The 17,789-nt window shown below is 43.1% G+C and carries 15 protein-coding genes; 13 read left to right on the forward strand and 2 right to left on the reverse strand.

The window, feature by feature from the left end; all coding sequences use genetic code 11:
- From dnaE to KDW99_RS05570, 6 genes are all read left to right on the forward strand, one after another.
- Entirely contained in the window at positions 1–3,477 is a 3,477-nt protein-coding gene (gene dnaE, locus KDW99_RS05545) for a DNA polymerase III subunit alpha (RefSeq protein ID WP_255828301.1), read from the forward strand.
- A gap of 125 nt (positions 3,478–3,602) precedes the next feature.
- Positions 3,603–4,550 carry an acetyl-CoA carboxylase carboxyl transferase subunit alpha gene (gene accA, locus KDW99_RS05550; protein WP_255828302.1) on the forward strand — a complete coding sequence of 316 codons (948 nt, stop codon included), beginning with the start codon at positions 3,603–3,605 and terminating at the stop codon, positions 4,548–4,550.
- Between the two features lie 84 nt (positions 4,551–4,634).
- Complete coding sequence (gene tilS / locus KDW99_RS05555; RefSeq protein WP_255828303.1) at positions 4,635–5,945, forward strand: tRNA lysidine(34) synthetase TilS; 1,311 nt, start codon at positions 4,635–4,637, stop codon at positions 5,943–5,945.
- Between the two features lie 138 nt (positions 5,946–6,083).
- Positions 6,084–6,287, forward strand: a complete 204-nt coding sequence (locus KDW99_RS05560) for a DUF1656 domain-containing protein (protein ID WP_255828304.1) — start codon at positions 6,084–6,086, stop codon at positions 6,285–6,287.
- Positions 6,288–6,290: 3 nt separating this feature from the next.
- Complete coding sequence (locus tag KDW99_RS05565; RefSeq protein WP_255828305.1) at positions 6,291–7,151, forward strand: efflux RND transporter periplasmic adaptor subunit; 861 nt, start codon at positions 6,291–6,293, stop codon at positions 7,149–7,151.
- Positions 7,152–7,171: 20 nt separating this feature from the next.
- Positions 7,172–9,208 (forward strand): FUSC family protein, encoded by a 2,037-nt coding sequence (locus KDW99_RS05570; RefSeq protein WP_255829259.1) that lies wholly within the window; start codon positions 7,172–7,174, stop codon positions 9,206–9,208.
- A 38-nt stretch (positions 9,209–9,246) separates the two neighbouring features.
- Here KDW99_RS05570 and KDW99_RS05575 read toward each other — a convergent pair whose 3' ends face one another.
- Positions 9,247–9,924: a hypothetical protein gene (locus KDW99_RS05575; RefSeq protein WP_255828306.1), complete on the reverse strand. Its 678-nt coding sequence runs from the start codon at positions 9,922–9,924 to the stop codon at positions 9,247–9,249.
- Between the two features lie 126 nt (positions 9,925–10,050).
- Between KDW99_RS05575 and KDW99_RS05580 the strand changes: the two genes are divergently transcribed.
- Positions 10,051–10,347, forward strand: coding sequence for a DUF6482 family protein (locus KDW99_RS05580; RefSeq protein ID WP_255828307.1), 297 nt, complete (start codon positions 10,051–10,053; stop codon positions 10,345–10,347).
- Between the two features lie 9 nt (positions 10,348–10,356).
- On the opposite strand, the gene KDW99_RS05585 is transcribed toward KDW99_RS05580, so the two are convergent.
- Positions 10,357–11,082 (reverse strand): GntR family transcriptional regulator, encoded by a 726-nt coding sequence (locus tag KDW99_RS05585; RefSeq protein WP_255828309.1) that lies wholly within the window; start codon positions 11,080–11,082, stop codon positions 10,357–10,359.
- A gap of 251 nt (positions 11,083–11,333) precedes the next feature.
- Here KDW99_RS05585 and KDW99_RS05590 point away from each other — a divergent pair, with 251 nt between their 5' ends.
- The 6 genes from KDW99_RS05590 to ispD all read left to right on the forward strand — a co-directional run bounded on the left by KDW99_RS05590 (position 11,334) and on the right by ispD (position 17,781).
- Positions 11,334–12,440 (forward strand): aromatic ring-hydroxylating dioxygenase subunit alpha, encoded by a 1,107-nt coding sequence (locus KDW99_RS05590; protein WP_255828310.1) that lies wholly within the window; start codon positions 11,334–11,336, stop codon positions 12,438–12,440.
- Between the two features lie 76 nt (positions 12,441–12,516).
- Positions 12,517–13,473, forward strand: coding sequence for a PDR/VanB family oxidoreductase (locus tag KDW99_RS05595; RefSeq protein WP_255828311.1), 957 nt, complete (start codon positions 12,517–12,519; stop codon positions 13,471–13,473).
- Positions 13,474–13,650: 177 nt separating this feature from the next.
- The gene (locus KDW99_RS05600; protein ID WP_205115481.1) at positions 13,651–15,285 is read left to right on the forward strand and encodes a CTP synthase; all 1,635 of its coding nucleotides are present in this window, start codon (positions 13,651–13,653) and stop codon (positions 15,283–15,285) included.
- Between the two features lie 51 nt (positions 15,286–15,336).
- The gene (gene eno / locus KDW99_RS05605) at positions 15,337–16,638 is read left to right on the forward strand and encodes a phosphopyruvate hydratase (protein ID WP_255828312.1); all 1,302 of its coding nucleotides are present in this window, start codon (positions 15,337–15,339) and stop codon (positions 16,636–16,638) included.
- A gap of 154 nt (positions 16,639–16,792) precedes the next feature.
- Positions 16,793–17,071, forward strand: a complete 279-nt coding sequence (locus tag KDW99_RS05610; protein ID WP_113917303.1) for a septum formation initiator family protein — start codon at positions 16,793–16,795, stop codon at positions 17,069–17,071.
- On the forward strand, positions 17,068–17,781 hold the full coding sequence (gene ispD, locus KDW99_RS05615; protein ID WP_255828313.1) for a 2-C-methyl-D-erythritol 4-phosphate cytidylyltransferase: 714 nt from the start codon (positions 17,068–17,070) through the stop codon (positions 17,779–17,781). The genes KDW99_RS05610 and ispD overlap by 4 nt, the downstream gene beginning before the upstream one ends.
- The last annotated feature ends 8 nt before the right edge of the window (positions 17,782–17,789 follow it).

A 17,789-nucleotide genomic window follows, 5' to 3' on the forward strand; every position in this document is an offset into this window, starting at 1 on the left:
TTGTCCACGTCATTTATACATCTACGAGTCCATACCGAGTTTTCCTTGGTGGATGGCTTGGTAAAAATCAAAGGCTTGCTTGGTACTACTGAGTTTATGTCTATGCCTGCCGTTGCCATTACGGACGAAAATAACCTTTGTGGTTTTGTGCGTTTTTACAAAGGCGCAATGGAAAAAGGTATAAAGCCAATTTGTGGTGCCGACGTCGTGGTTGACGAAGATGAGGATGTGGATTCTCGCTATCGATTTACCCTATTGGCGACGTCAAATAAAGGCTACAAGAATATCATAGCCATTATTTCGAAAGGCTATCAGTTAGGGCAGGTAGAAGGTCGTCCTATTGTTCAGCGTGAATGGATAGAAGCACATAGCGAGGATGTTATTGCGCTCTCTGGTGCTGGTTTTGGTGATATTGGCTATTTATTGCAAAAGGGGCGAAATGAGCAAGCCAAAAATCGGTTAGCGCATTGGATGTCTGTGTTTCCTAATCGCTTTTATGTTGAGTTACAAAGAACGAGTCGTCCCGGAGAAGAAAGTTATATACACGCAGTTGTGCCATTGGCGAGCGAGCTGGGTTGTCCTGTCGTTGCGACTAATGATGTGCGTTTTTTGAAGCGTGAAAACTTTGATGCTCATGAAGCACGAGTTTGTATTCATGATGGCGTTACTATCGATGACCCTCGCCGTAAACGTCGTTATTCGGAAGAACAGTACTTTAAAACGCCCGAAGAAATGGCGGAGCTGTTTCAAGATATCCCAGAAGCTTTAGAAAATACCGTCGAAATTGCCAAGCGATGTAGTGTTGATGTTCTGTTGGGTAAGTACTTTTTACCAGACTACCCTGTGCCAGAAGGCATGACGATGGAGGAGTTCTTTAGCAAGCTTTCTTATGACGGCCTGATTGAGCGCTTTAACTTCCTTACTAAAAAATATGGCGAACGTATTGAAAAACGCCGTCAGGAATATTGGGATCGTTTGGATTTCGAATTAACTATTATTAACCAAATGGGGTTCCCTGGTTACTTCTTGATAGTAATGGACTTTATCCAGTGGGCCAAAGACAACGATATCCCAGTAGGCCCTGGGCGAGGTTCTGGTGCGGGTTCCTTGGTGGCCTATGCGCTTAAAATCACCGATCTTGATCCACTTGAATATGACTTGTTATTTGAGCGATTCCTAAACCCTGAGCGGGTATCCATGCCTGACTTTGACATCGATTTCTGTATGGATAACCGTGACCGAGTGATCGATTATGTGTCACGAACTTATGGTCGTGACGCTGTGTCTCAGATTATCACCTTTGGAGCAATGGCAGCAAAAGCCGTGGTTCGAGATGTCGCAAGGGTGCAAGGTAAACCATATAGCTTGGGTGATAAGCTATCTAAACTGATCCCATTTGAAATCGGCATGACACTTAAAAAGGCCTTAGAAGAAGAGCCTGCATTACCTGAATTTTTAGCGGGGGATGAAGATGCGGCCGAAGTAATGGAAATGGCAATTTCTTTAGAAGGCGTGGTACGTAACTTTGGTAAGCATGCTGGTGGTGTGGTAATTGCACCAACCAAATTGATCGATTTTGCCCCGCTCTATTGTGAAGAAGATGGTTCTGGTCTGGTGACCCAATACGACAAAAACGATGTTGAAGAAGCGGGCTTGGTAAAGTTCGATTTCTTGGGTCTTAAAACCTTAACCGTTGTCGATTGGGCCGTTAAAAACATTGATACCATTAATGCGCTAGAAGGTAAGCCTCCGCTCGATATCTCTTTGATCGATCTGGAAGACAAGTCCACTTATGACCTACTAAAACGAGCTGAAACTACCGCTGTATTCCAGCTGGAATCTCGCGGTATGAAAGAGTTGATTAAAAAGCTTTTGCCATCGCGCTTTGAAGATATTATCGCCTTGGTGGCCTTGTATCGTCCTGGTCCATTGGGTTCCGGCATGGTTGATGACTTTATCAACCGTAAGCATGGTCGCGCAGAATTGGCTTTTCCGCACCCTGATTACCAGCATCAAGATTTGATTCCTGTATTGGAACCAACTTACGGCATTATCTTGTATCAAGAGCAGGTAATGCAGATTGCTCAGGTACTTGCCAAATTCTCACTGGGCGGCGCTGATTTGCTTCGTCGTGCCATGGGTAAGAAAAAAGCCGAAGTTATGGCTGAGCAGCGTTTGATCTTTATGGAAGGCGCTCTTAAAAATAATGTTGATAAAGACTTGTCAGGTAACATCTTTGACCTGATGGAAAAGTTCGCAGGGTATGGTTTTAACAAATCGCACTCAGCGGCCTATGCACTGGTTTCTTATCAAACGGCTTGGTTAAAAAATCATTACCCTGCGCCATTTATGGCGGCGGTATTGTCTGCAGATATGCAGAACACAGATAAGATCGTTATCTTCATCGAAGAATGTCGTTCTATGTCGCTGGCATTAGAGTTACCGAACGTGAATGAGTCGGTTTATAAGTTTACCGTTAATCCAAAAGGTGCCATTGTATATGGTCTCGGCGCCATTAAAGGTGTGGGTGAAGGTCCGATTGAGGCGATTGTAGAAGCACGTAAAGAAGGACCATTTGAGCATATTTTTGATTTCTGCCAACGTGTTGGTAAGAGAGTGAATAAGCGAGTTATGGAAGCCTTGGTTCGTTCAGGTGCGTTTGACACCATTGGGCCAAATCGTGCAACCTTGTTTGCCTGTATTGATGAGGCTCTTAAGAGAGCGGTTCAAGATGCGAAAAACCAAGATGCCGGCATGATGGATCTGTTTGGGGTTGCGGTAGAAGAAAGTACGGAGGATGCATATAGGGATATTGGCATTCAGCATGAATGGCCTCCGCGCCAGCGCCTTGATGGTGAGAAAGATACACTGGGTTTGTATGTGACAGGTCACCCAATTGATGAATATGAGAAAGAGATACGTCGCTTTGTACGTTCAAAAATTGTGGATTTACAGCCCAAGCGTGGTGATACGCAGATCATGGCGGGCTTGATCGTTGACTTGCGTATTACTAAGAGTAAAAAAGGTGGTAACATTGCCTTTGTCACTTTAGATGACCGTTCAGCTCGAATAGAAGTGACGGTGTTTCCTGATAACTATGACACTTTTAGAGACGTTATTGTCAAAGATGAAGTGGTTGTGGTTGAAGGGGAGATTACTGTTGACGAGTTTCGTGGCGGACAGAAAGTTATTGCAAGAAACATTCTAGATATTGCTCAGGCTCGAGTTCGTTATGTGGAAGCATTACGAATTACATGGACGTCAGAGACAGTAACACCAACAGAAATACAGACATTGGCAAACTTTATGGAATCATATCGAGGCGATGGCTGCGATGTGGTGATAGGTTTTGATACACCGCAAGCATGTGGTGACATCCGTTTAGGATCGAGTTGGAAAGTTCGTCCGGATGACGAATTAATTCATCAACTTCAGAAACAATACGGTAAACAAAATGTTCAGTTAGTGTATACTTAGACTCATTTAATAGTTTTAGCAATGGAATGCAGCGTAGCAGTACGCTTTAAAGAGCTATAGAGCAACTGGCTAGCCGCCTTTTGCCCTTGTATTTGATGGCAACCAAACAGTAGTGTAATTAAACCATGAATTTAGATTATCTCCCATTTGAGCAGCCGATTGCTGAGCTCGAACAGAAAATTGAAGAGTTACGTTTAGTCGGTAACGACAATGAACTCAACATAAGCGATGAAATTAGTCGCCTTGAAGATAAAAAAATAGCATTAACCAAGAGCCTATTTAGTAATTTAGGGGCATGGGAAGTTTCTCAATTAGCGCGTCACCCAAAGCGCCCATATACTCTTGATTATATTAAACACGTTTTTACCGATTTTGAAGAAATGCATGGTGATCGTCACTATGCTGATGATCGTGCTATTGTTGGTGGTATTGCTCGTTTAGATGGCCGCCCTGTTATGGTTATTGGTCATCAAAAAGGACGTGAAGTAAAAGAAAAAGTACTTCGTAACTTTGGTATGCCTCGTCCAGAAGGTTACCGTAAGGCATTACGTCTTATGGAAACAGCTGAGCGATTCAATATGCCTATCGTGACATTAATCGATACACCTGGGGCGTATCCTGGTATTGGTGCTGAAGAACGTGGTCAGAGTGAGGCGATTGCTTTTAACTTAGCGGTTATGTCTCGTTTGAAAACGCCGATCATTTCTACCGTTATTGGTGAAGGTGGTTCTGGTGGTGCATTGGCGATTGGTGTCTGTGATGAGCTAATGATGCTGCAATATGGCACTTACTCGGTTATCTCTCCTGAAGGCTGCGCGTCTATTTTATGGAAGAGTGCGGATCGTGCTTCTGATGCTGCCAAAGCTATGGGCATCACTGCCCAGCGTCTACAAGAGCTAGGTTTTGTCGATACCATTATCCAAGAACCTTTAGGTGGTGCGCATATTGCTCACGAACAAATTGCGCAAAGCTTGAAGCAAAATGTGCTTGCAGCATTAGATCGTATGGAAGCATTAACGACAGAAGAGTTATTGGCTCGTCGTTACAACCGTTTGATGTCTTACGGTCTATAAATTTTTGTTTACTTAAAAAGCCTCCTATATATAGGGGGCTTTTTTATTTCTTGCGGTTAAGGTGTTTTCCTTCCGGGCTGTATGATGAAACGTTTACTCTCTAAATCACTGACTTCTTTATCTCCTCTCAGGTTTAACACTGAGTGGATTGATTCTGTATTCTCGGGGCAGACAAAAGTATGGGTTGGTTTTAGTGGTGGCGTCGATTCTCATGTTTTGCTTCATGCTTTAGCTAATCAAATCTCAGTAGAGCAAAAACGGCAGCTTGTCGTGCTTCATGTTCATCATGGTTTGAGTACTAATGCCGATGATTGGCTAAAACATTGTAAGGTGATTTGTGCCAACCTTGGCGTGCCTTTTGTTGCTGAGCGGGTGCAGTTAGAAGCTCAAGCATCCCTAGAAAATGCAGCTCGTAATGCTCGTTACCAAGCTTTTCAAAAAATAATGGGAAAGCAAGACGTTATTCTGCTTGCTCATCATGCGGGAGATCAAGTTGAAACCGTGCTGTTTCGTTTGTTACGGGGAACTGGAGGTAAAGGTTTAGCAGGTATTCCACGAGAGAGAGCGCTTGGTAATGGCTGTGCTCGTTTGATTCGCCCTCTATTAGCTGCGTCAAAAAAAGATATAGAAGATTATGCTCAGCAGAATGACCTTGCTTGGATTCATGATGAGTCTAATCTTGATGAGCGTTTTAGTCGTAACTTCCTTCGTCAAAGTATTGTTCCTGTTCTGAAAAAGCGGTTTCCAAAGATGGAGCAAAATATACTTTCTAGTACCCAGCGTATTGCGACTGATTATGCGATGCTTGCTCAATTTGCTCAGCAGCAGCTCGCTGTTTGGTGTAATGAATTTGGCGGTTTGGATTTGTCTTCTATTGCGGGAAAAACGATAGACGAGCGACTCTTTTGGTGGCGACACTTTTTAGAATACAAAGGGGTTTCATTACCTCAATCTCAGTTAGAAAGCGTTGAAGCCATGTTTTCTAGTAGGGAGGATAAGCAGCCTGAATTTGTATTTGCTCTTGGTCGCATTATGCGCCATCAAAATGCGGTTTATCTTTTGCCATTAGAGAAAACGGTGAAACTTGCCCCCTTGATGTCGGGTGAGGTATTGCAGCGTTCTTTTGATAAGATTTGCGTGATTGGCAGTGATGCCTGTGAATTGAAAGCTCGACCTCAAAGTGAAAGCATACTGATGCCCAATGGCAAAACGCGTAAGTTGAAAAAATGGCTTAACGATAAAGCGATTCCAAGCTGGTGGCGTGACCATCTTCCATATTTGTATTTGGGAGATACGTTGGTGGCTATTGGTGACCTTTGGCAACATCCTGATTATTGTTACCTTAAGGTTTCATGGCAACGAAGCGCTAAGTTACCCCTTCCTAGATGTAGCTAGTTGTTATTATTGTGTTTTTATTTGGCTGTTAGCTGCACATTTAGTTTGTATTATCGAGATAAAATTCTATTCTTTAAATATGATCTTTTTTTGAGTATTCATAATGTTGTCTAATGTCTTAACGGCAAGGTTTTTATAATGCTTCATGTGGTTGTTTTTGGTGGTTTAGAGTTTAGTCCCTTGGTTGTATATTTTCCGATTGCTTTTTTATTGGCTGCCTTGACTCGTTTTGTTCTTCACCGCTTGGACTGGCACGATCGTATTTGGCGAGTTGCCTGGTTTGAAGTGTCGTTATTTGTTTGTTACTTGGCATTAACTGTGTATTTATTGGGTGGAAGTTAATCAATGACGAAATATCTGCGTATTCTAGTGACGGTATTGGTTGTGTTGGCTGCAATTTTTGCTGGACGTTGGGTTTGGAATGATTACATGCATTCACCTTGGACTCGTGACGGTCGTATTCGTGCCGATATTGTAACGGTTGCTCCTGATGTGTCTGGCTGGGTTACCAACTTGAATATCACCAACGATCAGGCTGTCAAAAAAGGCGATTTATTATTTAGTGTAGATCCCCAGCGCTATCAGGCGGCACTCAATCAAAGCAAAGCTAATACAGAGAATGCGTTATATTCTTGGCAGTTGGCGAAACATAAATATGAGCGTCGTACCGCATTGTTGAGCCAAAAAGCCATTAGTGCTGAAGACTTGGAAGCTTCTAGAATTAGTACAGAAATAGCCAAAGCGAATTATGATTTAGCGGTTGCTCAGCAGGAGAGTGCTCAGCTTAATTTAGACCGTACTAAGGTCTATGCTCCTGTGTCAGGCAATATAATTAACTTGAATTTACGTCAGGGTAATTATGTTGGGCAAGGTGCTTCTGTTTTTGCCATTGTTCAGTCCAATTCATTTTATGTGACGGCTTATTTTGAAGAAACTAAAATTCCTCTAGTTCATCTCAATCAACAAGCCAAAATTACCTTGCTAAGTGGTGGTAAGCCTCTAAATGGTCATGTGGTGAGTATTGGCAAAGCTATAGCGAATACCAACACCCAAAGCAATGGTCAGCTTTTACCACAGGTTCAGCAAACCTTTAACTGGGTGCGTTTAGCGCAGCGTATTCCGGTAGATATCAAGTTAGATACGTCAAATACTGAAACACAACTTAGCGCTGGGATGACGGCCACTATTCATCTTACTAAGCAGTAAGGAGCGTCGTTTTGGGGATTGTGCTTCGTAATCTGTTTTTTCCTGAAAAGCAGGCGGTTATTTTTGCGCTTAAAGGCGTTATTGCCATGGCGATGGCGTTAACAATTGCTCTTTCTTTAAATTTGGATCGTCCATATTGGGCGTTAGTCTCAGCTGTTTTTTTACAGATGCGACCTGAGAGTGGTTTGGTGGTTGAAAAAGCCATTTGTCAGATTGTCGGAACTATCGTAGGTGGTTTATTTGGTATTTTGTTGTTAACTCAGCTGATGCCATATCCCTATTTAGCGCTGGGTGTTTTGACATTATGGTTAGGGCTGAATTCAGCTTTATCGGCCATGGTGAGACAAGCTAATTTTGTTTATGCGTTCGCTATGGCGGCTGTCACCTCAGAAATTATTGTTTTGATGGTAATGGCGAGCCCATCAACCGCTGACAGTCAGGCCGTTTTTAGCATCGCTCAAGCGCGTGTAAGTGAAATTGTTATTGGGTCCATTTGTGCTGGTGTTGTTAGTCACATGTTCTGGCCTGTCAAAGTGAAAGACAGTCTGCAAATGCAGGCAAGGTCTGTTATTAATCAAACCTTACAGTATTTAGTGACGGAATTAGATAAGTCAGGTTCTCACGAAGCGCGTCATAAGCAAATAGATGGAATTATGGCGACATTGGGGATGGTGAGCGAAGACTCTAGTGCAGCTAGTTACGAAGGTCCAAAAGGTCCAGGTCGGACACGAGCAGCGAACCAGTTGGCTCAGAAAGTACTTTCGTTATTGGCATTGGTACAGATATTTGGTCGCTTGCAGCGTCGCCATGCAGAATTAATAACACCTGCGCTGTCTCAATTGCTGGATCAATTACGTGAGGCATTTGACCGTATTGCAGAGTCGAGTGATTTTGACTATTGCTTAGATCAGGTTAAAACATTGCGTCGTGATCTTGCTGACTACCGTTCAAATAATCAGCCTGACTCGCCGTTTGAATCTCATATGATGAATGTCAGTGCAGAGATCACATCTGAAATGACGGTTTTATTACGCGCGTATCGTGCTCTAGAGAAGCGTGATAGTACCTTGTTGAATGCGCCGAGTATGTTGACCTATCGAGATCCGTTGGCAGGATTGATTATTGGCATTCGAACGAGTGTTGTATTTTTGATTGGTGCTTGTATCTGGGTTGGAACAGGTTCTACAGCGGCTTTGATGATCATGATTTTACCCGTCATTTTTTCCATCATGCTGGCCCGATTACCCTTGATGATTCTAAAAGTAGTGCTAAAAAGGCTGTTGCTTGGGGTTATTGCGGCGGTTCTCGTTGCGGTATTTTTTGCTCTTAACTTGTTGTCTCAGAGTTCGGGGCAATTAGAGATTTTATTGTTGGTGTTAGCTGGCCCTTACTTTATTGGTTTATTGCTCTTGTCTGATAGGCAAACCTTACCTTATGGCTTAGGTTTTTGTATTCCTTTTTCCATTTTGGTTAGCCCAAGTAGGGACATGAGTCGATCTTTTTCAATTGATTACACCGTGAGCTCTGCTATGGCAATTTTTGCAGGTGTGTGCATTTTATTCTGGGTGTTTCACTTAATTACAGGGCCAAGTGTTCAGTTATTGGTGCATCGTATTTTTAAAACAACTTATCAAGATCTATTGGAAATTAATAAGCATAGTAGCCCTGTTGCTTGGTATAACCGTCGTATGGCTGATAGATTGTTACGTCTAACGAACTATGACCAAGGCTCTCAATCACGTGCGATTACAGATTTGGCATTGACGGCTTTGAATCTTGGGCATGTTTCAATTCGCTTACGTTCGATCTGTGAGGATTTAGCTGGCAAACAATTACAGTCATTAGAAAGCTGGCAGGTGGCTTTAGCTAATGCTTTTTTATTGGCCAGCAAGGGACGATGTGATGATGGTTTTGAAAAAGCCTGTCACTCTTTACATGAAGAATTGTTTGATTTGGTAGGGGACACTAATCAAGTTGAAGCCATTCAGGGGATGTTCTTGAGGATCAACTTGACGTTCGAGCGAAGTGCTGAGGCCATCGCAGATAAAAAAGCATAATGAGAGAAAAACCTTTAAAAAGCGGTGTTATTAAGCGTCTAGATTCTTAATAGCCAATCAGCCTGATCTTTGTACGTTGCAACTAATTTTGCGTTTAGGCTGTCGCTTTGATTGATCCTATCCATTGCTTGTTCATGGGTAAAGTTCCATGCTTTCATGTGCCGTTTTGCTAAGCGCTCAATGGCATCCGCTACAGGAATGTCTAAAAACCAATGCTCATCAAACAGCGCTTTGGATTCTTGCCAGCCATCTTGTTGGTGTAACAGATATAACCCTTCAACCAGTATTACCTTGGTTTCTTTGTTGACCGATACATCATCTTCAATGGGGTCTCCAAGGGCGTGATCAAAGCTTGGCCACAAAATATCCTCTTGCTGATAGCTTTGCTTAATCTTATTAACACGTTCAATAAAGGCTGTGCTATCAAATGTCCAAGGGGCACCTCGACGCGCAAAAGCTTTATCGGCATTGGGTAAGGCCTGAAGCTGGGCTTTAGAAAGGTGAAAACCATCCATTGAGAGGCACGTAACTTGCGTGTTCTGTTGTTTCGTAAAGTGATTAAGTAGGTAGTTGGCTAGCGTGCTTTTGCCAGAGCCGGGGCCGCCGGTTAAACCGATCAAGGTGCGGCAGGGTTCGTCTAAACGGCGTTGAATTTTAGCCAATGCCGTTTGTAGCTCTGCTGAATTTGCAAAGCTGCCATAAATATCAAGAGCCATATATTTTCCTGTTTTTTTATCTATTACTGAACTCTAGCACGAACGTATTAAGATGATTCGCAATTTTTGTGAACTGAGTGATGGCTAAATGCGTATCTAAAGAAAAGCAGCAAAAGGTGTATTGTCATGTTATTAAAAGAGCTTAAAAATATCTCTCATGTTGATAAAGTGAAACTGCATTCTTTGGAGTCAAACTTGTATCAATTGTCCGTAGTGATCGGAGAGGAAGAAGACTACATACAAACAGACGCAGGGCGATTTCTTACTAGTCATAACAAGTTGGACCTACAGGCGTTGTTTAAAGGTAAGACGGTAGGCGCGATGGTGCTTTGCCATCAAAGTGCCTACGATGAAATGGTCGGCCAGCCCATTGGTGCCGTTAATACTTTAGAAGTGCCACTTGGCAATACAGATCTGTCTTAGGTGTTTTTTCTAAGCTGGTGTGCTTATGTTTTTTAATATATGCATTTTTTCACCGTTTTCTTCCATTTGAGAAAAAATTTTAGCGTAGCTGTGTGTGGCGTTAGCGTGTTCACGCATGATGGCTTCTGCTCGGCTTCCTTGTCCATGGCTAATCGCATCAAATACCGCGTGGTGCTGCATGTGAGCAAAGTTAAAGCGTCGGTACTCTTGGTCTAGGTTGTTACGATCAAAAGCCAGGGCGCTAACTGATGCAAAGGGCAGATGTTCGTTGCGGCTTAAGGCTTCAGCTATAGCAGGGTTTAAACTGGCTTCTATGATGATTTGGTGAAAACGCTGATTCATGTCGTGATAGGAGGCGAGATCTTGTTCATTGATGCTTCCTTTCGCGAATAGCTCATCACCTTGCTTTAATAGCTTTAATAATTCATTAGACTGGGTATTTGATAGGGTATTTTCGGCGGCTTGTCTTGCTGCCAACCCCTCCAGCACCCCTCGAACTTCAATTGAACCACTAATTTCTGCTTGTGTTACTTGACGAACGATATAGCCACGCCCTGATAGCTTCGTCAGCAAGCCTTCTTGCTCTAAAGTTCGAAAGGCAATGCGAATTGGAGTGCGTGACACACTTAAATGTTCTGCGGTAGGGATCTCAGCAAGTCGTTGTCCTGACTCTAGCTCACCAGACAAAATCATTTGCCGCAATCGACTGATTACTTGTTGTCCAGGTTTACTCATTGAAAAGTACTCATTGGGAAGCGCTCATTGTTTTCGACACATTGTTATTTTAAAAATAATCATAGCGTAAATGCAGTGAAAAAAGTAACTATTGGATCCAATAAAGAAGCTTTTATTTATCAATTGTTTAGGCTGATAACTAATATTCATTATGGATTTAATGGATCCAATTAATGCATAGCTATATTGTTTTATGATTTTTTTGGGCTATATTGGATCCAATAAATAAAAATAACAGCAGGAGAACTCCAATGAGTCAGCAAACTTTCCCTAAAAATACGTGGTATGTCGCTGCTATGTCTGAAGAGGTTGCGGGCAGCAAACCTCTTGGTCGTAAAATCTGTGGTGAAAGTATCGCTTTTTACCGTTCCCATGATAACGAAATTGCCGCGGTCTTGGACTTTTGTCCACACCGAGGAGCCGCTTTGTCTCTAGGTTATGTTGAAGAAGGTCTTTTGGTCTGTGGTTATCATGGATTGAAAATGGGCGCGGATGGCAAAACCAAAGAAATGCCCTTGCAGCGAGTGAAAGGTTTTCCTTGTATGAAATCCTACGCGGTGGAGGAGCGCTACGGTTTTATTTGGGTATGGCCGGGTGATCAATCTCAAGCCGATAAATCACAGATTCCACATCTAGAGTGGGCGGTAAGTCCAGAGTGGGCCTATGGTGGTGGTTTGTATCACATCAATTGTGATTATCGTTTGATGGTTGATAACCTGATGGATTTGACTCATGAGACTTATGTTCACGCTAGCAGTATTGGTCAGAAGGAAATTGATGAGTCTCCTGTTTCCACAAACGTGGATGGCGACAAAGTGATTACGAGTCGTTTTATGGAAAACATCATGCCGCCACCATTTTGGCAGGCCGCGCTAAAAGGTAATGGTTTGGCTGACGACGTTTTGGTCGATCGTTGGCAGATTTGTCGTTTCAGTCCGCCTTCTCATGTGATGATAGATGTGGGTGTGGCTCATGCTGGAAATGGGGGATTTGATGCCCCAGCAGATAAAAAAGCCAGCAGCACTGTGGTTGATTTTATTACGCCTGAAACGGAAACGTCTATTTGGTATTTTTGGGGAATGGCGCGTAATTTCAAGCCAGAAGATCAAGCACTCACGGATACAATTCGTGAAGGGCAGGGCAAGATTTTTTCTGAAGATTTGGAGGTGCTAGAGCGACAGCAGCAAAACTTATTGGCTTTTCCTGACTATGATTTATTGAAGTTGGATATCGATGCAGGTGGCGTTCAGTCAAGACGAGTAATCGATCGGCTGATTGCTAAAGAGCATGCCGCCAAAGAACAATCTAAAGCGGCGGCATCTCAGTCGACCGCACCACTTCAAACGGTGTCATTTTAACTTGATTGGTGTCTGCTAGAGAGTGAACTGGCTTTGCTCTCTAGTTTTAAAAAAATAAATAGGTCAGGAGAGCCAAATGATTCCGGTAGTTGTAAGAAATGTTGTCACTGAAGCGCAGGGCGTGGTTCGGCTTGTGTTGGGTTCTGAGGATGGTTCAGATTTGCCTGGTTTTGAAGCCGGAGCGCATATTGACCTTCATTTACCCAGCGGTTTGATTCGCCAATACTCTTTGTGTCGTATGCAATCGGAAGCGCAGTACTATGAAATTGCGGTTTTAAAAGATCCACAATCAAGAGGCGGTTCTTCAGAAGTGCATCGCTTAAAAATTGGTGATGGACTGTTGATTAGTGAACCGAAGAATCATTTTCCTTTGATGGACACAAAACGACATAGTGTCTTGGTCGCTGGGGGGATTGGTGTGACGCCAATGTTGCCAATGGCGCAGCAGTTGCAAAAAATGGGATTGCCTTTTGAGTTTCACTATTGTGCAAAGTCACCTGAAACGGCTGCTTTTTCATCGGCATTAGAAAGCAGTTCTTTTGCTGATAAAATGCATTTCCACTACAGTCAGGTTCCGAGTTCTGGGCGAATGGATGTGGTGAATGTTTTGTCACGTCATTCGAGTGATTCAGAGTTGTATATTTGTGGTCCTGCGGACTTTATTAGTTACGTTCTATTGCAAGCAAAAATGCTAGGTTGGCCTGAAGATCGTATGCATCGAGAGTTTTTTGCCGCGCCTGCAATGGATGAAAATATAGGCGACAATACCCCGTTTAAAGTCAAAATCCATAGTACTGGAGAGGTTTTTGATGTTGAAGCGGATCAGAGTATTTTTGAGGTATTGGATAATAATGGTGTCTTCCTTGCCGTGTCGTGCGAATCTGGCGTATGTGGTACATGTCAAACAGGCGTCATTGAAGGCGTTCCCGACCATAGGGATGTCTTTCTGACAGACAAAGAACATGCGCAAGGTAAACTGGTTATGCCGTGTTGTTCTCGCTCTAAAACACCTGTTTTGGAGTTGGACTTATAGCCTTGCTTAATTTGTCCTTACTATTCTTGGGATGAATCGTTCACTCAATGTAAAACAACTGTGTTTTACATTGAGTGAACAGCCTTCCGATGTTATTATTTTCTCCCGTCCTGAAGGTACATTGTTATGTGCCTTCAAATCTCATTTTTTCATATTTGTAAGGCGGGTTAACCACTCATGGCGACACGATATATTTTCGTTACAGGCGGTGTAGTTTCATCTCTTGGTAAAGGTTTGGCAGCAGCATCTTTGGCCGCTATCCTTGAATCACGCGGTCTAAAAGTCACCATGTTAAAGCTAGATCCATACATCAACGTGGATCCCGGCACCATGAGCCCTTTCCAGCACGGTGAAGTCTATGTAACAGAAGACGGTGCCGAAACGGATCTTGATCTTGGCCATTATGAGCGTTTCATCTCCACTAAAATGGGCAAGCGTAATAACTTCACCAGTGGTCGTGTTTATCAACATGTTCTTAAAAAAGAGCGTCGTGGTGAATATCTTGGTGGAACCGTTCAAGTCATTCCTCATATTACCGATGAAATTAAACGCCGCGTTATTTCTGGTGCTGAAGGCGCAGATGTTGCTTTGGTTGAAATCGGTGGTACGGTTGGTGATATCGAATCACAACCTTTCTTAGAAGCGGTACGTCAGCTTAAAGTTGAGCTAGGTGCACGTCGTGCTTTGTTCATGCATTTGACTCTTGTCCCTTACATTCGTACTGCGGGTGAAACCAAAACTAAGCCTACCCAACACTCTGTGAAAGAACTTCGTTCTATCGGTATTCAGCCAGACATTCTTATTTGTCGTTCTGAAGTGTCTATCGAAGCGCCAGAGCGTAAGAAGATCGCCTTGTTTACCAGCGTTGAAGAACGCGCGGTTATTTCCCTTCCTGATGCCGATACTATTTACCGTATCCCTCAGATGTTGAACGATCAAGGCTTAGATAGCTTGATTGTTGAGCACTTCAACTTAGATTGTAATATGCCAGATCTTGAAATCTGGAATAAAGTGACTCAAGCGAAATTGAACCCTGAGAAGCAAATCAATATCGCCATGGTTGGTAAATACATGGAGTTGTTGGACGCCTACAAGTCTTTGATTGAAGCGATGGATCATGCGGGTATTCATGCTCGTACTAAAGTGAAACTGCATTACATTGATTCTGAAAGTATCGAGGAAAAAGGTACCGATCAGTTAAAAGGGATGGATGCGATTCTTGTTCCTGGTGGTTTCGGCGAACGTGGTGTTGAAGGTAAAATATTAACGGCTCAGTATGCTCGTGAAAATAAAGTGCCTTACTTAGGTATTTGTTTGGGTATGCAAGTAGCGGTTATCGAATTTGCTCGCAATGTGGCAAATTTAGCCGGTGCACACAGCACCGAGTTTAATTTAAAAGCAGAGAACCCAGTTGTTGGTCTGATTACAGAATGGACTAATGCAGAGGGTTCCAAAGAAATCCGGTCAGAGGAATCCGATCTAGGTGGAACGATGCGTCTTGGCGCGCAGAACTGTAATCTTACGGAAGGCACAAAAGCCTTTGAAGCTTATGGTGAAGCGGTCATAAAAGAGCGTCATCGTCATCGTTATGAAGTAAATAACTTTTATGTTGAAGATCTGATGAAAGCAGGTCTGACGATTTCTGGTCGTTCAGAAGACAATTCTTTGGTTGAGATGGTAGAAATTGCCGATCACCCTTGGTTTGTTGCTTGTCAGTTCCATCCAGAGTTCACTTCTACACCTAGATATGGACACGGCCTGTTTAGTGCCTTTGTACATGCGGCACTAAAATACGCAGGAAAAGAAAAATAATTTGAGCAAACAGGTAGTTTGTGATTTTTCATTTATTTTAAGAGGTTTGTTATGAGTCAAATCGTTGATATTAAGGCCAGAGAAGTATTAGATTCTCGTGGTAATCCTACTGTTGAAGCTGATGTTATTTTAGCTGATGGTTCTGTAGGTTCAGCGTGTGCACCGTCTGGTGCCTCTACCGGTTCTCGTGAAGCTTTAGAATTACGTGATGGCGATAAAAGTCGCTACCTAGGCAAAGGTGTATTGAAAGCGGTTGCAGCGGTAAACGGTCCTATCCGTGATGCTTTGATCGGCAAAGATGCCCTTGCTCAAGCAGAACTAGATCAGATTATGATTGATCTGGATGGCACAGAAAACAAATCTACTTTTGGTGCGAACGCTATCTTGGCTGTTTCTTTGGCAGCAGCCAAAGCCGCAGCGACTTCTAAGAAAGTGCCTCTGTATGCTCATATTGCTGACATCAACGGCACGCCAGGCGTTTACTCAATGCCTGTGCCTATGATGAACATCATTAATGGTGGTGAGCACGCAGATAACAACGTTGATATTCAAGAGTTCATGATTCAGCCTGTTGGTGCGCCAAACTTTCGCGAAGCATTACGTTACGGTGCTGAAATCTTTCATGCGCTGAAAAAAGTATTGAGCGATCGTGGTTTAAGTACAGCAGTTGGTGATGAAGGTGGTTTTGCCCCTGATTTGTCATCTAATGCTGAAGCATTGGCTGTTATTAAAGAAGCCGTTGCAGCAGCAGGTTACGAGCTAGGTAAAGACATCACTTTGGCGATGGATTGTGCTGCCTCTGAGTTTTACGACAAAGAAGCAAATATCTACAACCTTAAAGGTGAAGGTAAGAAATTCACGTCTGAAGAGTTCAACTTCTTCTTACAAGACCTTACTAAGCAGTATCCGATTGTTTCTATCGAAGACGGTCTTGACGAGTCAGACTGGGATGGCTTCGCTCATCAAACTAAATTAATGGGCGATAAAATCCAATTAGTGGGTGATGATCTTTTCGTTACCAACACTAAGATTTTGAAACGTGGCATTGATAACGGTATTGCGAACTCAATCTTAATCAAGTTTAACCAAATCGGTTCTTTAACTGAGACGTTAGCAGCTATTAAGATGGCAAAAGACGCTGGTTTTACCGTTGTTATTTCTCACCGTTCTGGTGAGACAGAAGACGCGACTATTGCAGATCTTGCAGTAGGCACAGCAGCAGGCCAAATTAAGACGGGTTCCTTATGTCGTTCTGATCGTGTTGCTAAGTACAACCAATTGCTTCGCATTGAAGAGCAATTAGGTGGTAAAGCACCGTACAAAGGTCTTTCTGAGATCAAAGGTCAGGCTTAATCTCGTCTGACTTAAAAAAGGGAGAACTTGGTTCTCCCTTTTTTGTTTTTTTGCTTTAATTCCTTTGTTAAAAAGCTTTGCAAGACGTTAACTGCGAGGTAGTTTTATCAAATCTCGGAAGAGAGGAATGTTTTATTTTAGGTTTGAGGGTGTTATGGCACGTTTGTTAATTGTTTTCTTTGTCTGTGCTGTGGGTTATCAATCTTATCACCTATATTTTGGTGAGCAGGGCGTTAAGCGACAGGAAGAGCTAGCAAAGCAGATCGCCTATCAAGAACGGATTAACTTACGACTGAAACATCGAAATCAAGCGCTTCGAGCTCAGGTTCACGATCTTCGCCAGGGTGAAGAGGCGGTAGAAGAGCATGTTCGCAGTGAGCTTCAGTATATCAAAGATGGTGAAGTGTTTTATCGCATGGTGAATAAAAAATGATCGAACCTTTGTGGGTTATCATTCCCGCAGCAGGTGTTGGGCAACGTATGCAAGCGAATTGCCCAAAACAATACCTTTCTCTTGCAGGACAAACCATTCTAGACCGCACGATAGATATTTTCACTTCACACCCACTTATCGCTGGTGTGTTGATTGGTATTGGTGAAAATGACGCATACTGGCCAGATTCAAAATGGCGACAAGACGATCTAGTTCATAGTTTTGTTGGTGGCAAGGAACGAAGTGACACCGTACAGAAAGGATTACGCTATTTGTTGGATACAGTCGGTGTGCAACAACAAGATGTCTTGGTTCATGATGCTGCGCGTCCTCTGTTAAGCCAGGCCGCGTTAAATCGCATTATTCAACATCATTCAGATCAAGGTGCGTTACTGGCAATGCCGGCGAAAGAAACGGTGAAACGTCAAGTGATAGGCATGCCATCGGTTGGTGAGACTCTGGACCGAAATACAATCTGGCTCGCTCAGACTCCTCAGAAATTTCCTGCCCAAGCCCTATTGGATGCTTTGGAAAAAGCTCAAACTCAAGGGGTCGTAGTGACAGATGAGTGCTCCGCCATGGAATTTGTTGGTTGGCACCCAGATCTTGTTGTCGGAGAAAGCTGCAATATTAAAATTACATTACCAGAAGACCTATTGATCGCAGAGGCGCTTTTTTCTTATCTTTCAGGTTCTAATCTTCCGAATTGAAGCGGTTC

Source organism: Marinomonas rhizomae, assembly GCF_024397855.1.
Taxonomy (GTDB): domain Bacteria; phylum Pseudomonadota; class Gammaproteobacteria; order Pseudomonadales; family Marinomonadaceae; genus Marinomonas; species Marinomonas rhizomae_A.

Coding starts and splice junctions, on each gene's coding strand:
- KDW99_RS05585 (WP_255828309.1), bottom strand. CDS start 11,082: ATGAGTAAACCTGGACAACAAGTAATCAGTCGATTGCGGCAAATGATT.
- KDW99_RS05575 (WP_255828306.1), bottom strand. CDS start 9,924: ATGGCTCTTGATATTTATGGCAGCTTTGCAAATTCAGCAGAGCTACAA.
- KDW99_RS05610 (WP_113917303.1), top strand. CDS start 16,793: ATGGCACGTTTGTTAATTGTTTTCTTTGTCTGTGCTGTGGGTTATCAA.
- accA (WP_255828302.1), top strand. CDS start 3,603: ATGAATTTAGATTATCTCCCATTTGAGCAGCCGATTGCTGAGCTCGAA.
- KDW99_RS05560 (WP_255828304.1), top strand. CDS start 6,084: ATGCTTCATGTGGTTGTTTTTGGTGGTTTAGAGTTTAGTCCCTTGGTT.
- KDW99_RS05600 (WP_205115481.1), top strand. CDS start 13,651: ATGGCGACACGATATATTTTCGTTACAGGCGGTGTAGTTTCATCTCTT.
- tilS (WP_255828303.1), top strand. CDS start 4,635: ATGAAACGTTTACTCTCTAAATCACTGACTTCTTTATCTCCTCTCAGG.
- eno (WP_255828312.1), top strand. CDS start 15,337: ATGAGTCAAATCGTTGATATTAAGGCCAGAGAAGTATTAGATTCTCGT.
- KDW99_RS05580 (WP_255828307.1), top strand. CDS start 10,051: ATGTTATTAAAAGAGCTTAAAAATATCTCTCATGTTGATAAAGTGAAA.
- KDW99_RS05590 (WP_255828310.1), top strand. CDS start 11,334: ATGAGTCAGCAAACTTTCCCTAAAAATACGTGGTATGTCGCTGCTATG.
- ispD (WP_255828313.1), top strand. CDS start 17,068: ATGATCGAACCTTTGTGGGTTATCATTCCCGCAGCAGGTGTTGGGCAA.
- KDW99_RS05565 (WP_255828305.1), top strand. CDS start 6,291: ATGACGAAATATCTGCGTATTCTAGTGACGGTATTGGTTGTGTTGGCT.
- KDW99_RS05595 (WP_255828311.1), top strand. CDS start 12,517: ATGATTCCGGTAGTTGTAAGAAATGTTGTCACTGAAGCGCAGGGCGTG.